The organism is Arthrobacter sp. U41, from assembly GCF_001750145.1.
Taxonomy (GTDB): domain Bacteria; phylum Actinomycetota; class Actinomycetes; order Actinomycetales; family Micrococcaceae; genus Arthrobacter.
Window position 1 is genome coordinate 2,656,407 of the sequence record NZ_CP015732.1, and the last position, 22,285, is coordinate 2,678,691.

The following is a 22,285-nucleotide window of genomic DNA, read 5'->3' on the forward strand; positions in this document are numbered from 1 at the left end:
TGCCTCACTTGTCCCCGACGAGGTCCCGGTAGCGGGCCTCATTCCGGGCCGCCGTCCGGATGAAGAGCCAGGCGCTGAGCCCGACCACCGGATAGATCCCGATGCCCAGCAGCACCCAGTCGAAGGGCAGGCCCACAATGGTCGACTCCGCCAGCCCGGGGACCAGTCCCAGCATCAGCGGGAACGCAGCGAGGATCAGCAGGAACCCCGCGGCCACGACAACCCCCAGCCGCAGCTGCGTGCGGATCAGGGAGCGGACAAACACCTGTCCGGCGTCGGATTCCTCCGCGGCGTCGCGCGAGTCGGCGGCGGACCGCGCGGACGGCAGGGCCGTGGTGCCCGGCGTGATGCTGCCCGGGGTGATGCTGCGCGGTGCGGTGACGCGGACCCGGGTCATGCCTGCGGCCGGATCCGGGTCGCCTCAAGCTTTTCCCGGACCGACGGCAGGTGGCGCCGGCTGATGGGCAGTTCCGCCCCGGCTACGGTGACGCTGGGCCGGGCGGCCGCCAGCTTCATGTGGCTGACGTGGTTGAGCGCAATCAGGTAGGAGCGGTGGATCCGGATGAAACCGGCTTCGGCCCACTGCTGTTCCAGATCGGCCAGCGGGACACGGATGAGGTAGCTGGCATCGGCGGTGTGCAGCCGGGCGTAGTCGCCCTGGGCCTGGACGTAGGTGACGTCGTCGCGGCGGATCATCTTCGTGGTTCCGCCCAGGTCCACGGTGATCATTTCCGGCCGCGGGGCGCCGTCCTTGAGCAGCTCGCTGATCCGGCCGATGGACTTCGCCAGACGTTCAGCGCGGACGGGTTTCAGCAGGTAGTCCACGGCGGCCAGTTCGAAGGCTTCCAGGGCGCAGTCCTCGTCGGCGGTGACGAAGACGACCGCGGGCGGCTTGCTGCTGCGCGCGATGACGCGGGCGATGTCCAGGCCGGAGAGGGCAGGCATGTGGATGTCCAGGAAGACGGCGTCGACGTCCTCGACCTCAAGGGCGCGCAGGGCCTCGGCCCCGGAGGAGGCCCGGTGGATGGTGCCGATCCGGTCATCCCGGCCGAGCAGGAAAGCCAGTTCCTCAACAGCGGGCAGCTCGTCGTCGGCGACGAGGACGTTAATCATGGTCCAAGACTAGCGCCGGAGGCGTTTGTCCCCTATCAGGCATCGTGGCGGGGCTGCGACTTGGGGACACGCATCGTGATCAGGGTGCCTTCCCCGGGGGCGGTCTCAATCACGAGCCCGTTCTCATCGCCGTAGACCTGCCGCAGCCGGGCGTCCACGTTCCGCAGCCCCACATGGTCGCCGTCGCTGTGCCCCGCGAGGACAGCCCGCAACTGTTCCGGATCCATCCCCACGCCGTCGTCCTCAATGGTCACCTCGGCGAACGCGCCGGAGTCGTTGGCAGTGATGGAGATGTGGCCGGGACCTTCCTTGGCCTCCAGGCCATGCCGGACCGCGTTTTCCACCAGCGGCTGCAGGCTCAGGAACGGGATCACGGTACTGAGCACCTCGGGGGCGATCCGCAGGCTCACCTGCACGCGGTCGCCGAAGCGGGCCCTTTCCAGCAGGAGGTAGCGGTCGATGCAGCGCAGTTCCTCGGCGAGGGTGGTGAAGTCGCCGTGGCGGCGGAAGGAGTAGCGGGTGAAGTCGGCGAACTCCACCACCAGCTCACGGGCCCGGACCGGGTCCGTGTTGATGAAGGAGGCGATCGCGTTCAGTGAGTTGTAGATGAAATGCGGACTGATCTGGGCCCGCAGCGCGCGCACCTCGGCCTCCATGAGCAGCGTGCGGGACGCGTCCAGTTCGGCCAGCTCCACCTGCGTGGCGACCCAGTCGGCCACCTCGCTGGTGGCCCGGACCAACCCGGCGCCGGCGGCCGGGGCGAAGGCGGCGACGACGCCCACCACCCGGGTTCCGGTCCTGATCGGGGCGATCACCGCGGCGCGTTCCACCGCGGGGTGGGCCGCCACGGCGCCCCTGCCCTGCGCGGTTTCCTGCACCTCGCCGGCCGGAATGACGGCGGTGTGGCCGCCGTCGAGCACCCCTGCGGCCAGTTCCATCAGGAACGGCTTGAGCTCCTCGCCGGCTCCGTCCCAGGCGAGCACGCCGGTGGTGTCGGTGATCGCCAGTGCGTCGCAGCCCAGCAGGGTGCGCAACTGCCGGCTGGCCTTGGCGGCCCCGGAAGGATTCAGGCCCGTCCGCAGATGCTGGCCGGCGCGGGAGGCCGCGTGGAGCGTCTTGTAGGTGGCCCGTTCCGCGTCCGTGCCGAGCTCCCGGAAGGAGCGGAGCACCTTGAGCCCGACGGCGACGATAACGGCGATCGCCATCGCGATCACGGCGACGGCGGCGGCGATGAAAAGGGGAGAGTCGGGCATGGGCCCAGCGTATCGCGGCACCTGCCGGGTCGGGGTCGAAGGGGCGCCGGACTGTGCTTTGGGCACCGTTGAGCGCAGCATCCCGACCGCTGAGCGACGCAGGGTACGGCGATGCTGGAATGTAGGCCGCATCACGCGAGAGAGTGATTGCAGTCACATTGGCGAAAGGGCTGTTCGGAGCAGGCCGGAGGAGCCGGTGTGGACTCAAAAGTCTCAATGAGGAGGAACGATGGGTCACGAAGCCCAAGAAACGGACGCTACGGCGGCCGTGGACTTCAAGGAAGTCCAGTCGAGTAAGCGGTTCCAGGAGCTGCGCAAACGTCACCGCAGCTTTGTTTTTCCGATGGCCATTGCATTCCTGCTCTGGTACTTCGCGTATGTTCTGCTGGCCGACTACGCGGTGGAGTTCATGTCCATCAAGGTCTGGGGCAACATCAACGTAGGCCTGATCATGGGACTGGCCCAGTTCGTGACCACGTTCGCCATCACCGGCTGGTACGTCAGCTACTCGAACCGGAAGCTTGACCCGATCGCAGCGGAAATCCGCCACGAAATCGAAGGCCACGAATTCGACAAGCATGGCAACCAGATCAGCGGGGTACAGAAATGATGTTTATGGTTCCCGCAGTCAACGTTGCGGATCTCAAGGAAACCACCCTGCTGAACATGGGCATCTTCGGCCTGTTCGTAGCGATCACCATGATCATCGTGATCAAGGCCAGCCGCAACAACAAGACGGCCGCTGACTACTACGCCGCCGGACGGTCCTTCACCGGCCCGCAGAACGGTACCGCCATCGCCGGCGACTACCTCTCGGCAGCCTCGTTCCTCGGCATCACCGGCGCCATCGCGATCAACGGCTACGACGGCTTTATGTACTCCATCGGCTTCCTGGTGGCCTGGCTCGTCGCCCTGCTGCTCGTCGCCGAACTGCTGCGCAACACCGGCAAGTTCACGATGGCCGACGTCCTCTCGTTCCGGCTCAAGCAGCGCCCCGTGCGCATCGCGGCGGCCATCTCCACCCTGGTAGTCTGCTTCTTCTACCTCCTGGCCCAGATGGCCGGAGCCGGCACCCTGATCTCCCTGCTCCTTGGCATCAGCGACTGGGGCGGACAGGCGCTGGTCATCATCGTCGTTGGCGCCCTGATGATCATGTATGTACTGATCGGCGGGATGAAGGGCACCACCTGGGTCCAGATCATCAAGGCCGTGCTGCTGATTGCGGGAGCAGCGGTGATGACCTTCTGGGTCCTCGCCATCTACGGCTTCAACCTTTCCGATCTGCTGGGCGGCGCGGTGGAAGCCTCGGGCAACCCGAATATCCTGAACCCGGGCCTGCAGTACGGCAAGTCCGAAGTCTCCAAGATCGACTTCATGTCCCTTGGCCTGGCCCTCGTGCTCGGCACCGCGGCCCTGCCCCACGTTCTGATGCGCTTCTACACGGTTCCGACCGCCAAGGAAGCCCGCAAGTCCGTGGTCTGGTCCATCTGGCTGATCGGCCTGTTCTACCTGTTCACCCTGGTCCTGGGCTTCGGTGCTGCGGCGCTGGTTGGCGCTGAAACGATCAAGGGTGCCCCGGGCGGCGTCAACTCCGCCGCACCGCTGCTGGCGTTCCACCTCGGTGGCCCGCTGCTGCTCGGCTTCATCTCGGCGGTGGCCTTCGCCACCATCCTGGCAGTCGTCGCCGGCCTCACGATCACCGCGGCGGCATCGTTCGCCCACGACATCTACGCCAGCGTTATTGCCAAGGGCAAAGCCGACGCTGACACCGAGGTCAAGGTGGCGCGGCGCACCGTGGTCGTCATCGGCCTGCTGGCCATCGCCGGCGGCATCTTCGCCAACGGACAGAACGTCGCGTTCCTGGTGGCGCTCGCCTTCGCGGTCGCGGCTTCGGCCAACCTGCCCACCATCGTGTACTCGCTGTTCTGGCGCAAGTTCACGACCCAGGGCGCCATCTGGAGCATGTACGGCGGGCTGGGCTCGGCGATCATCCTGATCGCGCTGTCCCCGGTGGTCTCGGGTGCCAAGACGTCCATGATCCCGGGCGCCAACTTCGCGATCTTCCCGCTCAGCAACCCGGGCATCGTCTCCATCCCGCTGGCGTTCCTGCTGGGCTACCTCGGCTCGATCCTGGACAAGAGGCTCGAAGACACCACCAAGCAGGCCGAAATGGAAGTCCGCTCCCTGACGGGTGTGGGCGCCGAAAAGGCCACTGACCACTAAGCACCAACCGCCGGCGGTTACCGCCGGCTGAGACACAGAGGAGCCCCCGTGCAGCCGCACGGGGGCTCCTCTGTGTCTCAGCCCAAAGGGCCGTCAGCCTTCGGCGGAACCGCGTTCCAGCAGCGGCTGGATCCGGAACGGAATCATCTCGCTCATGGCCAGGGCCGTGTCCGTCCGGTCCACGCCGCCGCAGGCCAGGATCTTGCCGTTGATCCGGAACAGGTCCTCGGCGTCGAGCGCGACGACCCGGAGCAGCAGGTCCGCCGAGCCGGTCAGGCCGTAGCCCTCCAGGATCTCCGGGATATCGGCCAGTTCCACCGCCAGCGTGCCGAGCTTTTGCTGCTGGACGTGAACCGAGATGAAGGCCATCAGCGGGTAGCCCAGCGAGGCGGGATTGATGCGGCGCTCAAAGGACAGGAAGACGTGTTTCTTCTCCAGCTGGGCCATGCGGGCCTGCACGGTATTCCGCGACAAACCCAGCTTCTGGGCCAGCGCAACCACCGTCCGGCGGGGGTCCCGGGCCATGGCCGAAAGCAGGCGGGTGTCAGTGCCATCCAGGGGTTGCATAATGCGCAAGATTAGCACGGTGCGGCGGATTCGGGCAGTGCAGAATGCTCAACTTATCCGCAGGTGGTTGTACCCAATGGGCATTGTGAGTAGGGTCACAACTATCCGGGGCAACGGCGCCCGGGCGGCCGGGGTGCACCGGGATCACGAGTCCTGCGAGTTCCGGTCAGACGACGTCAGAAGGTGCGTACAACTGTGTTTACCGACGACGCGGGCAAGGGCGGCATTGCCGCAGGCGGCCCCGGCAACAGTGCAGAATCAAACAGGCGGACGGGCGGGGACCTCGTCCAACTCATCACCCCCGGGGGTGAACGTGTAAGCCATCCCGAGTTCGACCCCTGGGTCCGGGACGTCAACGACGAGCAACTGGGCGCGCTTTACGAGGACATGGTGGTTATCCGCCGCATCGATGCCGAGGCCACCGCCCTGCAGCGCCAGGGTGAACTCGCCCTCTGGCCCCCGCTGCTGGGCCAGGAGGCCTCCCAGATCGGTTCGGCGAGGGCCCTCCGTGACGACGATTTCGTCTTCCCCAGCTACCGCGACAACGGGGTGGCCTACTGCCGCGGAGTCCGGCCGGAGGCCATCGTCAAAGCCTGGCGGGGGAACGCCCTGGCCGGCTGGGACCCCTTCACGGTCAACGTCGCAACCCAGCAAATCATCATCGGCGCCCAGACGCTGCACGCCACCGGCTATGCGATGGGCATCCAGAACGACGGTGCCGATTCGGTAGCCGTGGCCTACTTCGGCGACGGCGCCACAAGCGAGGGCGACGTCAACGAGGCCCTGGTGTTCGCTGCCAGCTTCCAGGCCCCGGTGGTCTTCATCTGCCAGAACAACCACTGGGCGATTTCCGAGCCCGTCCGGCTCCAGTCCCACATCCAGATCGCTGACCGTGCGGCGGGCTTCGGCATCCCCAGCATGCGGGTGGACGGCAACGACGTCCTGGCCGTGATGGCAGCGACCCGCATCGCCACCAACCGGGCACGCCATGGCGGCGGCCCGACCTTCATCGAGGCCGTCACGTACCGCATGGGTCCGCACACGACGGCGGATGATCCCACCCGCTACCGCGACGCGAACGAACTCGAGGACTGGGCCGCCAAGGACCCGATCGCGCGGCTTAAGTCACTGCTGGAACGCAAGGGACTCCTCACCGAGGCACTCGAAACCGCCGTCGCCGCCAAAGCGGATGCAGTCGCCAAGGCGCTGCGGGCCGGCACCATCAACATGCCCGAGCCGCAGCCGCTGGACATCTTCAAGCACGTCTACAGCACGCCGCATGCCCCGCTGGAGCGCCAGCAGGACCACTATTCCCGTTACCTGGCCTCCTTCGGCGATCCCGCGGAAGCCGCTTCTGAAGAAGGTGCACGCTGATGACACAGATGACCTTTGCCCGAGCAATCAATGCGGGCCTGCGCAAGTCCCTGGAGAACGATCCCAAGGTGATCCTGATGGGGGAGGACATCGGCGCCCTCGGCGGCGTCTTCCGCGTCACCGACGGCCTGCAGAAGGACTTCGGCAAGCACCGCGTCGTGGACACCCCGCTGGCCGAGTCCGGAATTATGGGGACCGCCGTCGGCCTCGCCTACCGGGGTTACCGCCCCGTGGTGGAGATCCAGTTCGACGGCTTTATCTACCCGGCATTCGACCAGATCGTCAGCCAGGTCGCCAAGATGCACTACCGCACCCAGGGTGCGGTCAAGATGCCCATCACGATCCGCGTGCCGTTTGGCGGCGGCATCGGCTCCCCGGAACACCACTCCGAATCACCCGAGGCCTACTTCACCCACACCTCGGGTCTGCGCGTCGTCAGCGTCTCCAACCCGCAGGACGCCCATACGATGATCCAGCAGGCCATCGCCTCGGATGATCCCGTGCTCTACTTCGAACCCAAGCGCCGCTACCACGACAAGGGAGAGGTGGACGAGTCGCTGGACCTCGGCGCCGCCCTGTCGCTGGAGAGGGCCCGCGTCGTCACCGAGGGCAAGGACGTGACGCTTCTGGCGTACGGCCCGCTCGTGAAGACCGCCAAGGACGCCGCGCTCGCGGCCGCTGACGAGGGCATTTCGATCGAGGTCATCGACCTTCGCTCGCTCGCCCCGCTGGACTTCGCGACCCTTGAGGCCTCGGTCCGCAAGACGGGCCGGCTGGTGATCACGCATGAAGCCTCCCAGACGGGCGGCCTCGGCGCCGAGGTTGCCGCCAGCATCACCGAACGCTGCTTCTACCACCTCGAGGCAGCCCCGGTCCGGGTCACCGGCTTCGACGTCCCGTACCCGTACTCCAAGGTGGAAATGCACCACCTCCCGAGCCTGGACCGGATCCTGGACGGCGTCGACCGCGCCCTCGGCCGCCCCAACTCCCTGAGCGGGCTGGAAGGATGAGCGCCACCATGATCAAGGAATTCAGGCTGCCGGACCTCGGCGAAGGTCTGACTGAATCGGAAATCGTCGCGTGGAAGGTCGCGGTGGGGGACACCGTCGCGCTCAACCAGATCATCGCCGAGGTGGAAACCGCCAAGGCCGTCGTCGAGCTTCCCTCCCCGTTCGCCGGGGTGGTCGCGGCCCTGCACGAACAGCCCGGCTCCGTGGTGGAGGTCGGAAAGCCGATCGTTTCCTTCGAAGTGGAGGGCGACGACGGCGGCTCGGGTTCCGCTGACGGGTCCGGCTCCGGCGCGGAAGAGGCGGCCGCCAAGCGGGAACCGAACCTCGTCGGTTATGGCGCCGTCCTGGAGAGCTCCGGCCGACCGGCCCGCCGTGCCCGCAGCTTCGCCGCTCCGGTGGCTGCCGCGACGGCGGCTGGCACCGCATCGGCCCCCGTGGCTGAGCGCACTGAAGCCGCGCCGGCGGCGCCGGCAAGGACGACTGTGGCCGGGCCGCTCGCCGGTGAGTCATTCACTCGTGAGCCCCTCACCGCAGAGCCCCTTACCACCGAGCGCTCGCCGACGTCGGCGGAGCGCCCGCGGTCCACGCCGCCGGTGCGCAAGCTGGCCAAGGATCTCGGCGTCGACCTGGCATTGGTCACCGGCACCGGGGAGTTCGGGCTCATTACCAGGGAGGACGTCCGCAACTTCGTCGGCGGGGGAGACCTTCCGGTGGCGTCCCGGGATCTTGCGGCAGTGTCCTCGCCTGCGCCCGCTCCGGCGCAGGGTGAGCGGGAGATCCGGACGCCGATCAAGGGGGTGCGGAAGTTCACCGCCGCCGCCATGGTCTCCAGTGCCTTCACCGCACCGCATGTCACGGAATTCCTGACCATCGACGTCACCCCGACCATGGAGCTGCTGGCCCGGCTCAAGGCCAGCCGGGCATTTGCAGGGTACAAGCTCACGCCGCTGACCATCGTCGCCAAGGCCGTGCTCATCGCGCTGAAGAACCACCCCACCCTCAACACCCGTTGGGATGATGCCACGCAGGAGATCGTCCAGTACAACTACGTGAACCTGGGCATCGCGGCCGCCACGCCGCGCGGGCTGACCGTGCCGAACATCAAGGACGCCGACCGGATGTCCCTGCTGGAGCTCTCCACGGCGCTGACGGAACTGACGGATACGGCGCGCGCCGGCAAGACCAGCCCGGCCGAGCTCTCCGGGGGCACCATCTCCATTACCAACATCGGTGTCTTCGGCATCGATGCGGGCACGCCCATCCTCAACCCCGGCGAGGCGGCCATTCTTGCCCTGGGTGCGGTGCGGAAGATGCCGTGGGAGTACCAGGACGAGGTGGCGCTGCGTCAGGTCATGACGCTTAGCCTCTCCTTCGACCACCGCCTGGTCGACGGCGAGCAGGGCTCACGCTTCCTGCAGGACCTCGGCGCCATTCTGTCCGACCCCGGCATGGCCCTCGCCATGGTCTAGGAGCCCTGGGCTCACGGCTGCCGGCTGCACCCTACCCAGGGAGCGGCCGGCAGCTTTGTTCCGTGCGGGGTTGTGTGCTCCGCGGGGCTGCTCCGGGCGAGTTGTTCCGTGGTGTCTGCCGGTGGTTGTCCCGGTGGGGTTCTCCGTCCGGGGGCACTTTGGGCGCGAAATTGGACCTTAGCGGCTTAACTCACGGCGTGTCCGCGCCAAAGTGCCCCCGGACCGTAAACCGGCGACGCTGCTGATGAGGCGCGCGAGCCTCAGCCGGTATCCCAGCGTGCCCCGGGTGCTCCGGGTGCGCCGCGCGCCCCGACGACGGGTCGCTGGGTGCGGGGAGCTAGCCGAGCGGAGACACGGGGGCCGTCAGCGCCGCGAGGGCCATGCTCTGCAGCAGCGGCCTGGCCCGTTTGACCGCAATCCGCCGCCCATGGCTGCGCACCGAGTGCGGGGTGGAGTTGATCAGGCCGAAGGTGGCGTGCGCGCGCATCCGCAGTTCGGCGGCCTCGGTGTCGGGGTGCAGCCCGGCCAGGACCTCGACCCAGAGCTCCACGTAGTTCCGCTGCAGCGCGCGGACCTCGGCCTGGTCGTCGTCGGCGAGGTTGCTGAAGTCCTGGTCCTGCACCCGGATGACGTCGGGATTGCTGAGCGCGAAGTCCACGTGGAACTCGACCAGCCGCTGCAGGGCCACGGCGGCGCCGTCGGAATCGGCAATCACCCGCCGGCCGCCGTCGAGCAGCTCCTGGCTGACGCTGAGCAGCAGCGCTCCCAGGACGGCCTGCTTGCCGGAGAAATGCCGGTAGACCGCCGGGCCGCTGACACCCGCGGCGGCGCCGAGGTCCTCAAGGGAGACGCGGTTGAACCCGTCGGCCGCGAACAGTGCGGCCGCCGCGGACAGCAGCGCCTGCCGGCGGTTCTCTTTGGCCTGGCTGCGCTGGGTCGAGGGAGGCTGGGTCCCTGAAGGCTGGGCGGCGGCAGCCAGCGTTGAGGTCCGGCTCGTCTCGTTGGGCTCGGTCACCGGCACATCCTCATCTCAAATATCCAGCTGCTCGCAGGGCCCCGTGGTGGACATCACAGTTAATAGAGACTAACCTAAATCTCAGTTATGCGGTACTAACCGAAGTGGCTGGAACGGGCGCATTGCAGGCCCCCGGCATGAAGGTCGAGAACGGAAGCAGTCAATGGAGACAATCGCCAGCCTGGTGGACGCCACGAGCGCCGCCTTCGCCGCGAACCGCGAGGCCCAGCTGGGGCTGGCCCGGGAGTTGAGGGAACGGCTCGCCGCGGCAGCCCTGGGCGGGCCGGAGAAGTCCCGGGAACGCCATGTGGCCCGCGGCAAGCTCCTGCCCCGCGAACGCATCGACCAGCTGCTGGATCAGGGCAGCCCGTTCCTGGAGATCGCGCCGCTCGCTGCGAACGGGATGTACAACGACGACTCACCGGGCGCCGGTGTCATTGCCGGGATCGGACTGGTCCACGGCCGCCAGGTCCTGGTCATCTCCAACGACGCCACGGTCAAGGGCGGCACCTATTACCCGATGACGGTGAAGAAGCACCTCCGGGCCCAGGAGATCGCCCTGGAGAACCGGCTGCCCTGCATCTACCTGGTGGACTCCGGCGGGGCGTTCCTGCCCAAGCAGGACGAGGTCTTCCCGGACAAGGAGCACTTCGGCCGGATCTTCTTCAACCAGGCCAAGATGTCCGCGGCCCGGATCCCGCAGATCGCCTCCGTGATGGGCTCCTGCACCGCCGGCGGCGCCTATGTCCCCGCGATGAGTGACGAGACCGTGATCGTCCGCAACCAGGGCACGATCTTCCTGGGCGGCCCGCCGCTGGTGAAGGCCGCGATCGGGGAGATCGTCACGGCCGAGGAACTCGGCGGCGGCGATGTGCACGCGAAGATCTCCGGCGTCACCGACCACCTGGCCGAGAACGATGAGCATGCCCTCCAGATCGTCCGCGACATCGTCTCCACGCTGCCGCGCCCGGCGGCCCCCGCCTGGGAGATCGACACCGTCGTCGAACCCCTGGCGGACCCGGCGGAGCTGTACGGCGCCGTCCCCACCGACGTCAACGCCCAGTACGACGTCCGCGGGGTCATCGCCCGGCTGGTGGACGGCAGCCGCTTCCACGAATTCAAGAAGAACTACGGCACCACCCTGGTCACCGGCTTCGCGAAACTGCACGGCCACCCGGTCGGAATCGTCGCGAACAACGGGGTGCTCTTCAGCGAATCCTCGCTCAAGGGGGCCCACTTCATCGAGCTCTGCGACCAGCGCGGCATCCCGCTGATTTTCCTGCAGAACCTCTCCGGCTTTATGGTCGGCAAGGACTACGAGCAGGGCGGCATCGCCAAAAACGGCGCCAAAATGGTCACCGCCGTCGCGACCGCCCGCGTGCCCAAACTGACCGTGGTGATCGGCGGGTCCTTCGGCGCCGGCAACTACTCCATGTGCGGGCGGGCCTACTCGCCGCGTTTCCTCTGGATGTGGCCGGCGTCCCGGATCTCGGTGATGGGCGGCAACCAGGCCTCCGGCGTGCTCGCCACCGTCAAACGCGACCAGTACGAGGCCCGCGGCGAGGAATGGTCCGCCGCGGACGAGGAAGCATTCAAGGCCCCGATCAAACAGCAGTACGAGGACCAGGGCAGCCCCTATTACTCCACCGCCCGCCTCTGGGATGACGGCGTGATCGACCCCGCGGACACCCGCACCGTCCTGGGACTGGCGCTCGACGTCGTCTCCCGCACCCCGCTGCCGGAGACCTCCTTCGGCCTGTTCCGGATGTGAGCCAGCAATGACCATTTCTTCCACACCCCAGCCAGCGCCCGTGACGTCCCGGGCCGCCACACCGCTCTTCGGCACCGTGCTCGTCGCCAACCGCGGCGAGATCGCCTGCCGCGTGATCCGCACCCTGCGCGCGCTGGGCATCCGCTCGGTCGCCGTTTATTCCGACGCCGACGCCGGCGCCCGGCACGTGCGCGAGGCCGACCTCGCCGTGCGGATCGGCCCGGCCGCCGCCGCGGAGAGCTACCTCAAAATCGAGGCCATCATCCAGGCCTGCCGCGACACCGGCGCCGACGCCGTGCACCCCGGCTACGGCTTCCTGAGTGAGAACGTTGACTTCGCCCGCGCCCTGGAAAAGGCGGAGATCACGTTCATCGGCCCCGGCGTCGAATCCCTCAACGTCATGGGCGACAAGATCCGCTCCAAGAACCACGTCACCGGCTACGGGGTCCCGGTGGTCCCGGGCATCGCCGAACCCGGCATGACGGACGCGCAGCTCATTGACGCAGCGGCCGGCGTCGGCTTCCCGCTGCTGATCAAGCCCTCCGCCGGCGGCGGCGGCAAAGGCATGCACATCGTCGAACGCCCCGAGGACCTGGCGGCGACCCTGATTACCGCCCGCCGGGTCGCGGCCAGCGCCTTTGGCGACGACACCCTGTTCCTGGAACGGCTTGTCCTGACCCCGCGCCACATCGAGGTCCAGGTCCTCGCGGACAATCACGGCAACGTGATCCACCTCGGGGAACGCGAATGCTCGCTGCAGCGCCGCCACCAGAAGGTCATCGAGGAAGCCCCCTCCCCGCTGCTGGAGTCGATGAACGACGGCGGCGCCACCCGGGCCCGGATCGGCGAGGCCGCGTGCAACGCCGCCCGCAGCGTCAACTACAGCGGCGCCGGCACCGTGGAATTCCTCGTCTCCGACGACGCCCCGGACGAGTTCTTCTTTATGGAGATGAACACCCGCCTGCAGGTCGAGCACCCGGTCACCGAGATGGTCACCGGGGTCGACCTGGTCGAATGGCAGGTCCGCATCGCCGCCGGAGAGGAACTGACCGTCCGCCAGGCCGACGTCGTGCTCAGCGGCCACTCCGTTGAGGCGCGGGTCTACGCCGAAGTCCCGGAGCGCAACTTCATGCCCTCCACCGGGCATGTCCTCCTGCTGGAGGAACTGCCCGGCCCCGCACCCCGGCCAAGCGCGCCCGAGCGGACCGAGGTCGTGGCCGGCCAGGGCCGCGTCCGGGTGGACTCGGCCCTGGTGGAGGGCCTCGAGATCTCGTCGAGCTATGACCCGATGATCTCCAAGGTCATTGCGTGGGGAGCGGACCGCACCGCAGCCCTGGACACCCTGGACGGAGCGCTCGCCGGGTACACCGCGCTGGGCGTGGACACCAACGTCGAATATTTGCGTCTGTTGATCAACGACGCCGATGTCCGCGCGGGCCGGCTGGACACCGGCCTGATCGAACGGAAGATGCCCGATTTCGGCTTCCGGCGTGTGGACGACTTTGAACTGGTGGCCGCCGCTGTGTATGCGCTGGCCATGGAGGAGCACAACACGGCCGCCGCTGACGGTCCCTGGCGGCGGCGGGACGGCTGGCGTCTGGGCGCGCAGGCCCCACGCCGGATCAGCCTGGGAACACCCGGCGGCGGCGTCGCCGCCGTGTCCGTTCACGGCAGCGCAACCTCGGCCGAAGTGACCGTGGCGGTCGGCGACGGACCGCAACGCCGGGCGTCCCTGCAGTTCCGCAGGCGCAACGACATGGTGCTGACCCTGGACGGTACGGCCCGGGACTACCGCCTTGCCCCGGTCTACACCGGACCTGTCACACCGACCTGGGACAACCCGACGCCCGGAGTGCCCACGCAACTCTTCCTCGGCAACGACGGCTGGTCCTGCAAGCTCGAGGTGCTCACCCGGGAGACCCGGCTGGCCCGGGTGCTGGCCGCCGTCGAACGCGAGGAGGGCGCAGCGGATCCGGCCGTGCGCTCGCCAATGCCCGGCACCGTGGTGTCAGTCTCCGTCAGCAACGGGGACGCCGTCGCCGCGGGGCAGGTGTTGCTCTCCGTGGAGGCCATGAAGATGGAACACCAGCTCGTGGCGCCGCTGGACGGGACCGTGCACATCAGTGTCAGCTCCGGCGACCTTGTCAAGGCTGAACAGGTCGTCGCGACCATCCACCCGCCGGCGCCGTCCAAAGCGGAGGACACCATCGAAGAGGCCGTCATCGCAATGGGCGCGGCGGACTAACCGGCCCGGCATCAGCACCACCATCACAGTTCTTCAACAGCAGTACCGACAAAGGAGTCCCCATGACTAGTTTTGAACTCAGCGAGGAATACCAGGACCTCAGCAACACCGTCCGCGAATTCGCCGACCTGGTGGTGGCCCCGGTCTCCGCAAAGCACGACGAGGAGCACAGCTTCCCCTACGAGGTTGTTTCCCAGATGGCGGACATGGGCCTGTTCGGCCTGCCCTTCCCGGAGGAATTCGGCGGCATGGGCGGCGACTACTTCGCCCTGGCCCTCGCCCTCGAACAGCTCGGCCGCGTGGACCAGTCGGTCGCCATCACCCTCGAGGCCGGCGTCTCCCTCGGCGCCATGCCGATCCACCGCTTCGGCAACGCCGCCCAAAAGGAGGAATGGCTGCCGCTGCTGGCCTCCGGCAAGGCGCTCGCCGGCTTCGGCCTGACCGAGCCGGAAGCCGGCTCGGACGCAGGGGGCACCAAGACCACCGCCAAGCTGGGCGGCGGGGAATGGGTCATCAACGGCAACAAGGAGTTCATCACCAACTCCGGCACCGATATCACCAGGCTCGTCACGGTCACCGCGGTGACCGGCCAGCAGGAACGCCCGGACGGCAGCATCAAGAAGGAAATCTCCACCATCCTGGTGCCCACCGACACCCCCGGCTTCAAGGCCGAGAAGGCCTACAACAAGGTCGGCTGGAACGCCTCGGACACCCACCCGCTGACGCTCAACAACGTCCACGTCCCCGAGGAAAACCTGCTTGGCGCCCAGGGCCGCGGCTATGCCAACTTCCTCTCCATCCTCGACGAGGGCCGGATCGCGATCGCCGCCCTGGCCGTCGGCGCGGCCCAGGGCTGTGTGGACGAGTCGGTGAAATATGCCAAGGAACGCAGCGCCTTCGGACAGAACATCGGCAAGTACCAGGCCATCGCGTTCAAGATCGCCCGGATGGAAGCACGGGCCCACACCGCCCGCCTGGCCTACTACGACGCGGCCGCCCGGATGCTCGCCGGCAAGCCGTTCAAGACGCAGGCGGCCATCGCTAAGATGGTCGCAGGCGAGGCAGCCATGGACAACGCGCGGGACGCCACCCAGGTGTTCGGCGGCTATGGCTTCATCAACGAATTCACCGTGGCACGGCACTACCGCGACTCCAAGATCCTTGAAGTCGGCGAGGGCACCACGGAGGTCCAGCTGATGCTGATCGCCCGCGAACTGGGGCTCTAGCCGGCCCGCTGGCCGCAACCGCCGAGAGAAGGATCAACGATGATTAACAAAGTTGTTGCCAGCGCCGCCGAGGCCGTCGCGGACATCCACGACGGCGCCTCGCTCGCCGTCGGCGGGTTCGGGCTCTGCGGCATTCCGGTGGCCCTGATCGATGCCCTGCACCAGAGCGGCGCCACAAACCTGGAGACCGTGAGCAACAACTGCGGCGTCGACGACTGGGGACTCGGAATCCTGCTCAGGGACGGCCGGATCCGCCGTACCATCAGCTCCTACGTGGGGGAGAACAAGGAATTCGCCCGGCAGTACCTCGCCGGCGAACTCGAGGTGGTCCTCACCCCGCAGGGCACGCTCGCCGAGAAGCTGCGCGCCGGCGGGGCCGGCATCCCTGCCTTCTTCACGCCGGCCGGCGTCGGCACCCAGGTCTCCGACGGCGGCCTGCCGCAGAAGTACGACGCCGACGGCAACATCGCGATCGCGTCCGCAGCGAAGGAAGTGCGCAGCTTCAACGGCGCCGACTACGTCCTCGAGGAGTCGCTGACCCCCGACTTCGGCCTCGTGCACGCCTGGAAGGGCGACCGCCACGGCAACCTCGTCTTCCACGCCACCGCGATGAACTTCAACCCGCTCTGCGCCATGGCCGGGAAGATCACCATCGCGGAGGTCGAGGAACTCGTGGAGCCGGGGGAGCTGGACCCCGAACACGTCCATATCCCCGGCATTTTCGTCCAGCGCGTGGTGCTCGCACCGGACGTCGAGAAGCGGATCGAGAAGCGGACGGTGGCCCTGGCTGCAGCGTCCGCCGCCCCCGCAGCGACCGAAACCTCCGCAGCCGCCGGCACCTCCGCCCCAGCCACCGACCAGTCAGGAGCCTAGGCCATGGAATCCAACAGCCTCCAGGGCGCCCCGCCCCGCCCCGAAGCGGTCCGCCACGAGTACCGGCCCGCCGCCGTCGAGCACCCCGCCGGGGTTGAAAGCAAGGGCTGGACGCGCAATGAACTGGCCGCCCGGGTGGCGAAGGAACTGCGCAACGGCCAGTACGTCAACCTCGGCATCGGCATGCCCACCCTGATCCCCAACTACATCCCCGCCGGGGTTGAGGTGGTCCTGCACTCCGAGAACGGCATCCTCGGCGTCGGACCCTACCCCGGGGAGGACGACGTCGATCCGGACCTGATCAACGCCGGCAAGGAAACCGTGACGGTCAACAAGGGCGCCGCATTCTTCGACTCCGCCACCTCCTTCGGCATGATCCGCGGCGGGCATGTGGACGTTGCCGTCCTCGGGGCGATGGAAGTGGCCCAGAACGGCGACCTGGCCAACTGGATGATCCCGGGCAAGATGGTCAAAGGCATGGGCGGCGCCATGGACCTGGTCTTCGGCGCCAAGAAGGTGATCGTGATGATGGAGCACGTGGACCGGAACGGCCGGCCCAAGATCGTGGATCAGTGCACGCTTCCGCTGACCGGCAGAGCCTGCGTGGACCGGATCATCACCGACCTCGCCGTGATCGACGTCGTGACTGAGGCAGGCACATCCCGGCTGGTGCTGCGTGAACTCGCCCCGAACGTGACGGTCGAGGACGTGGCCGCGGCCACCGGCGCCGAACTTTTCGAGGAAGACCAGGAACTGACCGTATGACGGCGAACCCGCAGGACATGGCTGAACCCCGCGCCCTTGAACCCCGCGTGATTGAACAGCGCGGGCTCTACTTCGATGAGCTCCAGCAGGACGTGGTCTACGCGCACCGGCCCGGCCGGACCGTGACCGAGGCGGACAACGTCCTCTTCACCACCATGACCATGAACACCCAGGCGCTGCACCTTGATGCTGCCTGGAGCGCTGAACAGCCGTTCGGCCAGCGCCTGGTGAACTCCATGTTCACCCTGGCCACCGTCGTGGGGCAGTCCGTTCCGCAGCTGACCCAGGGCACCATCATCGCCCAGCTGGGGCTCACCGACGTGTCCTTCCCGCACCCGATGTACCACGGCGACACCCTGTACACGGAGACTGTCGTGACCGGGAAACGGCCGTCCTCCTCCCGCCCCGGGCAGGGGATTGTGACCATGAAACACACCGGCCGGAACCAGCACGGCGAGGTGGTTGCCCTCGCCACCCGCAGCTGCCTGATGTGGACCCGGGAAGCACACTCCGAGGCCCGGCAGGCAAACACTGCCCGGAAAGAAACCGCGCAAAAGGGGAGAATAGACACATGAGTTTCCTGATGGGCCCCGCCCTGCTGTTTTGCCCCGCCGACCGCCCCGAGCGCTACCAAAAGGCGGCGGAGCGCTCCGACGCCGTGATCGTGGACCTCGAGGACGCCGTCGCGCCGGCGGACAAGCAGCGCGCCCGCGGCGCCATCCTCGCCCAGCTCGGCGCCACCGGCGACGTCCCCGAGCTGAACCCCAGCAGCACCATCATCCGGATCAACCCGGCCGGCACGGAGGAGCACGAAAAGGACCTGCACTGCCTCAAGCACACCCCGTACCGGCACATCATGCTGGCCAAGGCCGAAAGTGCCGTCCAGCTCAGGGAGCTTGAGGGCTACAGCGTGATCGCGCTGTGTGAGACTGCGCTGGGGATCGTCAATGCCGCCGAGATCGCGGCCGAACCCAACGTGGTCGGGCTGATGTGGGGCGCCGAGGACCTGATCGCCTCGCTCGGCGGCACCTCCAGCAGGACCGACGGCGGCGCCTACCGTGCGGTGGCTCTGCACGCCCGCTCCACCGTGCTGCTGGCCGCCCGCGCGTTCGGCAAGGAAGCCGTCGACTCGGTCTACGTCAACATCCCGGACCTCGAGGGCCTCGCCGTCGAAGCCCGCGACGCCGTCGCCTCGGGGTTCAGCTCCAAGGCCTGCATCCACCCGAACCAGGTGGCCGTGGTCCGGGGGGCGTACGCACCGTCCGAGTCCGAGGTCGCGGCCGCCACCCAGCTGCTGGCCGCCGCCGCCGCGGCAGGCTCGGGCGTGTTCCAGCACCAGGGCAAGATGATCGACGGCCCCATCCTCAAACACGCCGAATCCACCCTCCGCCGCGCGGCGCACTAGCCCGGGGCACAAGCCGCAGGGGCTCCGGGAGCGCTCGGCGGGGGCAGCTCCCCGTCCCTGAATGGCGTCGATTCGTCACAGATGGCCGGGTTGGCGGGTCCGATAGCGGCCGTTTGCGTCGAATGGGTGATCCGGTGGGCGTTGAGGCGGCTCGGCGGGCCTGAATGGCGTCGAGTCGTCACAGATGGCCGGGTTGACGGGTCCGATAGCGGCCATTTGCGTCGAATGGGTGATCCGGTGGGCTGGCCGTGCCGCGCGGCGTTCTGGTGCGGCTGGTGTGGCGGCAATGCCGGGCTCCGCGGGGGCTGAATCGCGTCGATTCGTCACAGACGGCCGGGTTGACGGGTCCTGTAGCGGCCATTTGCGTCGAATGGGTGCTAAACGGCGCGCAACCCGCTTCCCGGGCGTCCCGGCGCAGCGTCCACGACGAATGGGCATGCTCCCTGCTGCCAGTGCAGGCCGGACATGCTCAGCGCTTCCACAGGTACCGGTTCTCCGGCCGCCCGGCAGCACCGTAGCGGGGCGTGAGCCGGGCGAAACCGTGGATGACCAGATACTCGAGGTAGCGCCGCGCGCTGACCCGCGAGAGTCCGAGCCGAAGGGCCATCCCGGCCGCCGAGACGTCCTCCGGAGTCGACTTGAGCGCGTCAATGACGGCATCCAGCGTGGGCCGGGACAGCCCCTTCGGCAGCCTGGCCGGGGCCTCCGCCAGAGATCCGGCCACGGGATCCGCTGCTGTGGCCCGGCGGGACGGCGCCACAAGCCGGTCGATGCTGTCCTGGTCCAGCGGCCCGGCAGCCCCGCCCGCGGCAAGCTCGCGGCGAAGGAACAGGTATTCGTCGAGCCGTTCGTTCAGGGCCTGGGACGTAAAGGGCTTCACCAGATAGTTCAGCACCCCGCCGGCCATGGCGCCGCGGACCGTGTCCAGCTCCCTTGACGCCGTGATGACCAGGACGTCCAGGGCCTGCTGGCGGCCGCGGAGCTGCTGGAGCACGTCCAGCCCGGACATGTCCGGCAGATGGATGTCCAGCAGGACAAGTTCCGGCTGCAGCTCCGCCGCCAGGTCGAGGCCCTGCTGCCCGGTATGGGCCAGGCTGACGACGTCGAAGCCGCCGCGGGCCAGCAGGAATCCGTGGTGGATCCCGGCTACTGCCACGTCATCGTCAATGATGAGGGTGCGTATGGCGCTCATTGGTTTTGTAGTTCCGCCTCTTTTGTCCTGAGTACTACGGTGAAGCAGGCACCGCCCAGCGCGGAGGCCGAAAGCGAGGCCCAGCCGCCCCGACGGCGGGCCACGCGCTGGACCAGAGCCAGCCCGAAGCCGCGGCTGTTGATCCCCTCGGCCTGCTTGGTGGTGACGCCGGCTTCGAAGACGGCGGCCCGTTCCGGCTCGGGGACACCCGGCCCGTCGTCCTCGACCGTGATGGTGCGTTCGCCGTCGGGAGCCTCATCCAGCCGGACGGCGACGGTGCTGTCGTAGCCGGCGGCGTCCACCGCGTTGTCGATCAGGTTCCCCAGGACGGTGATGACGTCGCCGGTGCCATCGGGGGTGCACACGGAATCCGGGCTCACCAGGATCTCGACGCCGCGCTCGGCGCAGACCGTGGACTTGGCAATGAGCAGGGCCCGGACGTCGTGGTCGGTGATTCCCGCGGCCAGGGGGCGGTTGACGAAGGCGGCGTCGCTGTGGCTTCGGCCCAGGTATTCCACCGCCTTCCCCTGCTCGCCCAGCTCCAGCAGGCCCGAGATCACGTGCAGCTTGTTGGCGAATTCGTGGGCCTGGGCCCGCAGCGCCTGCGTCACGTCCAGGGCACCGTCGCGGTCGCGGAGGACCGCATGGAGCTCGGTACGGTCGCGAAGAATGAGGACCTTGCCCACCTCCCGGCCGTCCACCGTGGCAGCGTTGACCTTGCCCAGCAGGATCCGCTCGCCGGAGAGCACCAGTGACTCCGTGGCCGATCCTTCGGTCAGCATGCGCCGGATCCCGGGTTCCAGGCAGTCGCTGGCCGGTCTTCCGGTGATCTCCTCGTCCACGCCCAGCAGCCGGCGGGCCTCGTCGTTGACGAGTGCGACCTTTCCTTCGGCGTCGACGGCGACGAGCCCCTCGCCGAGGCCGTGCAGCATCGCGTCGCGGGTCTCGAGCAGGGCCGCGATATCCTCCGGTTCCAGCTTGTAGATCCGCCGCCAGACGAGCTTTGAAATGTACATCGCCCCCAGCGAGCCCAGCAGTGCTGCCCCCAGGAGCCAGCCGAACAACTGCGGCAAGTCCTCGTAGAGGTCCTGGGCCAGGGTGCTTTCCAGCACACCCACCGAGGCCGAGCCGATCACGGTACCGGCACCGTCGAAAATGGGGACCTTGACGCGCCAGGATTCACCCAGGGTCCCTGTCTGGGTGCCGACGTAGATTTCGCCGGAGAGCGGCACCGATGGATCGGTGGAGACGGGCCTGCCGATTTCCGCCGGATTCGGGTGGGACTGGCGGACACCGTTGCGGTCCGTCACCACCACATAGGTGACATTCGAGGCCTGCCGGATGACTTCGGCGATGGGCTGGATGGTCTGGGCCGGTTGTGGGGTCCCAAAGGCATTCACCACCGACGGCAGCCGTGCCACACTTTCGGCCACCCCGATCAGCCGGCCCTTGTACGCGTCCCTGAGCTGCTGCTCCTGCATCCGGATGGTCACGGCCCCCACCGCCGTCAGGACGGCCAGCACGATGCCAAGCTGCAGCGCGACCAGCTGGAAGCGTAAGGGAATCCTGTGAACCATGTCACAAGTTTCCCATCCCGGCTGCCGTTCCGCGGCCGGAATCCCGGCTCCGGGCCGTGACCAATATGACCATTACTACCTCTACGGCCAAATTCTGGCCCCGGCGCCGGGCCGCTCCTATTCTCGGGGAAGTGATTCCGATGACGTGCATCACATTTATGCAAGGAGAAACCATGACTTCCCACTCAACTTTCAGGCTGACCACCTTCACCCGCCGCGGCGCCCTCGTGGCCGGGGCGGCCGGCGTCGTACTCGCCATGTCGGCGTGTGCGGGCGGCGCAAGCAGCACAGCGGCGGGCACGAGCGCAGCCGCGGACCCGATCAAGAAGCTGAGCATCATTGTTCCGGCCAACCCGGGCGGCGGCTGGGACCAAACCGGACGTGCGATGCAGGAGGTCCTGCAGTCCGACAAACTGGTCACCTCCGCCCAGGTCAGCAACATCGGCGGCGGCGGCGGTACCAACGGCCTGGCCAAGCTGGCCACCGAAAAGGACGCCAACACGCTGATGGTGATGGGATACGTCATGGTGGGTGCGGTGGAAACCAACGCCGCCAAGACCCGGCTGGAGGACACCACCCCCATCGCGCGCCTGACCGAAGAGCCGCTGGTGCTGGTGGTCCCGGCGTCGTCCAAGTACCAGTCCGTCCAGGATCTTGTGGAAGACATCAAGGCCAACGGCAAGGGCGTTGCGATCACCGGCGGCTCAGCCGGCGGTGCGGACCACATCCTGGCCGGCCAGATCCTGAAGTCCCAGGGCGTTGAATCCGACAAGCTCAACTACATCGGCTACTCCGGCGGCGGCGAATCGATCGCGGCCCTGCTTGGCAACAAGGTCCAGGCCGGCATCTCCGGCGTGGGCGAGTACGCCGAGCAGGTCAAGGCCGGCAAGGTCCGGGCGCTCGCCGTCTCCGGCACCTCCGAAGCGCCGGCCCTGCCCGGCGTCAAGCCGCTGAAGGACCAGGGCATCGACGTCGTGCTGACCAACTGGCGCGGTGTGGTGGCACCGGGTTCCATCGACGACGCGCAGAAGGCGAAGCTGACCGAGGTTGTCACCAAGCTGCACGACTCCGAAGCCTGGAAGGCCACGCTGGCCAAGAACAACTGGGACGATGCCTTCCTCGCCGGGGACGGTTTCAAAACCTTCCTCACCGAGGACATCGCCAAGGTCAAGACCACGCTGACTGAGATCGGCCTGGTCAAGTAACA

20 protein-coding genes are annotated in these 22,285 nt (G+C 67.8%); 13 read left to right on the top strand and 7 right to left on the bottom strand.

Going from position 1 to position 22,285, the window contains the following annotated elements; all coding sequences use genetic code 11:
* Positions 1-4 precede the first annotated feature (4 nt).
* The 3 genes from ASPU41_RS12080 to ASPU41_RS12090 are packed head-to-tail and all read right to left on the bottom strand — an operon-like array spanning position 5 to position 2,366.
* On the bottom strand, positions 5-397 hold the full coding sequence (locus ASPU41_RS12080) for a hypothetical protein (protein ID WP_069951121.1): 393 nt from the start codon (positions 395-397) through the stop codon (positions 5-7).
* Positions 394-1,113, bottom strand: coding sequence for a LytR/AlgR family response regulator transcription factor (locus ASPU41_RS12085; protein WP_069951122.1), 720 nt, complete (start codon positions 1,111-1,113; stop codon positions 394-396). Before ASPU41_RS12085 ends, ASPU41_RS12080 begins: the two co-directional genes overlap by 4 nt.
* A gap of 35 nt (positions 1,114-1,148) precedes the next feature.
* A complete protein-coding gene (locus ASPU41_RS12090; RefSeq protein ID WP_069951123.1) occupies positions 1,149-2,366 on the bottom strand; it encodes a sensor histidine kinase in 1,218 nt (405 codons plus the stop codon).
* Between the two features lie 229 nt (positions 2,367-2,595).
* On the opposite strand from ASPU41_RS12090, the gene ASPU41_RS12095 reads away from it, so the two are divergent.
* Complete coding sequence (locus ASPU41_RS12095) at positions 2,596-2,976, top strand: DUF485 domain-containing protein (RefSeq protein WP_069951124.1); 381 nt, start codon at positions 2,596-2,598, stop codon at positions 2,974-2,976.
* Positions 2,973-4,589, top strand: coding sequence for a solute symporter family protein (locus tag ASPU41_RS12100; RefSeq protein WP_197515645.1), 1,617 nt, complete (start codon positions 2,973-2,975; stop codon positions 4,587-4,589). Before ASPU41_RS12095 ends, ASPU41_RS12100 begins: the two co-directional genes overlap by 4 nt.
* 93 nt (positions 4,590-4,682) lie before the next feature.
* On the opposite strand, the gene ASPU41_RS12105 is transcribed toward ASPU41_RS12100, so the two are convergent.
* Positions 4,683-5,156, bottom strand: a complete 474-nt coding sequence (locus ASPU41_RS12105; protein WP_069951126.1) for an Lrp/AsnC family transcriptional regulator — start codon at positions 5,154-5,156, stop codon at positions 4,683-4,685.
* Between the two features lie 195 nt (positions 5,157-5,351).
* On the opposite strand from ASPU41_RS12105, the gene pdhA reads away from it, so the two are divergent.
* From pdhA to ASPU41_RS12120, 3 genes are read left to right on the top strand one after another with little or no spacing between them, the layout of a single operon-like run.
* Complete coding sequence (gene pdhA, locus ASPU41_RS12110; RefSeq protein ID WP_069951127.1) at positions 5,352-6,530, top strand: pyruvate dehydrogenase (acetyl-transferring) E1 component subunit alpha; 1,179 nt, start codon at positions 5,352-5,354, stop codon at positions 6,528-6,530.
* Positions 6,530-7,540 (top strand): alpha-ketoacid dehydrogenase subunit beta, encoded by a 1,011-nt coding sequence (locus ASPU41_RS12115; protein WP_069951128.1) that lies wholly within the window; start codon positions 6,530-6,532, stop codon positions 7,538-7,540. The genes pdhA and ASPU41_RS12115 overlap by 1 nt, the downstream gene beginning before the upstream one ends.
* Complete coding sequence (locus ASPU41_RS12120; RefSeq protein ID WP_069951129.1) at positions 7,537-9,009, top strand: dihydrolipoamide acetyltransferase family protein; 1,473 nt, start codon at positions 7,537-7,539, stop codon at positions 9,007-9,009. The genes ASPU41_RS12115 and ASPU41_RS12120 overlap by 4 nt, the downstream gene beginning before the upstream one ends.
* Positions 9,010-9,346: 337 nt before the next feature.
* On the opposite strand, the gene ASPU41_RS12125 is transcribed toward ASPU41_RS12120, so the two are convergent.
* Positions 9,347-9,988, bottom strand: a complete 642-nt coding sequence (locus ASPU41_RS12125; RefSeq protein ID WP_069952664.1) for an SACE_7040 family transcriptional regulator — start codon at positions 9,986-9,988, stop codon at positions 9,347-9,349.
* Between the two features lie 199 nt (positions 9,989-10,187).
* On the opposite strand from ASPU41_RS12125, the gene ASPU41_RS12130 reads away from it, so the two are divergent.
* The 7 genes from ASPU41_RS12130 (at position 10,188) to ASPU41_RS12160 (ending at position 18,309) form a co-directional block, all read left to right on the top strand.
* Positions 10,188-11,795: a carboxyl transferase domain-containing protein gene (locus ASPU41_RS12130; RefSeq protein WP_069951130.1), complete on the top strand. Its 1,608-nt coding sequence runs from the start codon at positions 10,188-10,190 to the stop codon at positions 11,793-11,795.
* Positions 11,796-11,802: 7 nt separating this feature from the next.
* Positions 11,803-14,040, top strand: a complete 2,238-nt coding sequence (locus tag ASPU41_RS12135) for an acetyl/propionyl/methylcrotonyl-CoA carboxylase subunit alpha (RefSeq protein WP_069951131.1) — start codon at positions 11,803-11,805, stop codon at positions 14,038-14,040.
* Positions 14,041-14,102: 62 nt separating this feature from the next.
* Positions 14,103-15,266, top strand: coding sequence for an acyl-CoA dehydrogenase family protein (locus ASPU41_RS12140; RefSeq protein ID WP_069951132.1), 1,164 nt, complete (start codon positions 14,103-14,105; stop codon positions 15,264-15,266).
* 39 nt (positions 15,267-15,305) lie between these two features.
* Positions 15,306-16,139 (top strand): CoA transferase subunit A, encoded by an 834-nt coding sequence (locus ASPU41_RS12145; protein ID WP_069951133.1) that lies wholly within the window; start codon positions 15,306-15,308, stop codon positions 16,137-16,139.
* Positions 16,140-16,142: 3 nt separating this feature from the next.
* Positions 16,143-16,904 carry a CoA transferase subunit B gene (locus ASPU41_RS12150; RefSeq protein WP_069951134.1) on the top strand — a complete coding sequence of 254 codons (762 nt, stop codon included), beginning with the start codon at positions 16,143-16,145 and terminating at the stop codon, positions 16,902-16,904.
* Positions 16,901-17,479, top strand: a complete 579-nt coding sequence (locus tag ASPU41_RS12155) for a MaoC family dehydratase (RefSeq protein ID WP_231941063.1) — start codon at positions 16,901-16,903, stop codon at positions 17,477-17,479. The genes ASPU41_RS12150 and ASPU41_RS12155 overlap by 4 nt, the downstream gene beginning before the upstream one ends.
* Positions 17,476-18,309, top strand: a complete 834-nt coding sequence (locus tag ASPU41_RS12160; RefSeq protein ID WP_069951135.1) for an HpcH/HpaI aldolase/citrate lyase family protein — start codon at positions 17,476-17,478, stop codon at positions 18,307-18,309. The genes ASPU41_RS12155 and ASPU41_RS12160 overlap by 4 nt, the downstream gene beginning before the upstream one ends.
* A 469-nt stretch (positions 18,310-18,778) precedes the next feature.
* On the opposite strand, the gene ASPU41_RS12165 is transcribed toward ASPU41_RS12160, so the two are convergent.
* Positions 18,779-19,501 carry a response regulator gene (locus tag ASPU41_RS12165; RefSeq protein ID WP_069951136.1) on the bottom strand — a complete coding sequence of 241 codons (723 nt, stop codon included), beginning with the start codon at positions 19,499-19,501 and terminating at the stop codon, positions 18,779-18,781.
* Positions 19,498-21,078, bottom strand: a complete 1,581-nt coding sequence (locus ASPU41_RS12170; RefSeq protein ID WP_069951137.1) for an ATP-binding protein — start codon at positions 21,076-21,078, stop codon at positions 19,498-19,500. Before ASPU41_RS12170 ends, ASPU41_RS12165 begins: the two co-directional genes overlap by 4 nt.
* A 173-nt stretch (positions 21,079-21,251) precedes the next feature.
* On the opposite strand from ASPU41_RS12170, the gene ASPU41_RS12175 reads away from it, so the two are divergent.
* Positions 21,252-22,283 (top strand): Bug family tripartite tricarboxylate transporter substrate binding protein, encoded by a 1,032-nt coding sequence (locus ASPU41_RS12175; RefSeq protein ID WP_069951138.1) that lies wholly within the window; start codon positions 21,252-21,254, stop codon positions 22,281-22,283.
* The last annotated feature ends 2 nt before the right edge of the window (positions 22,284-22,285 follow it).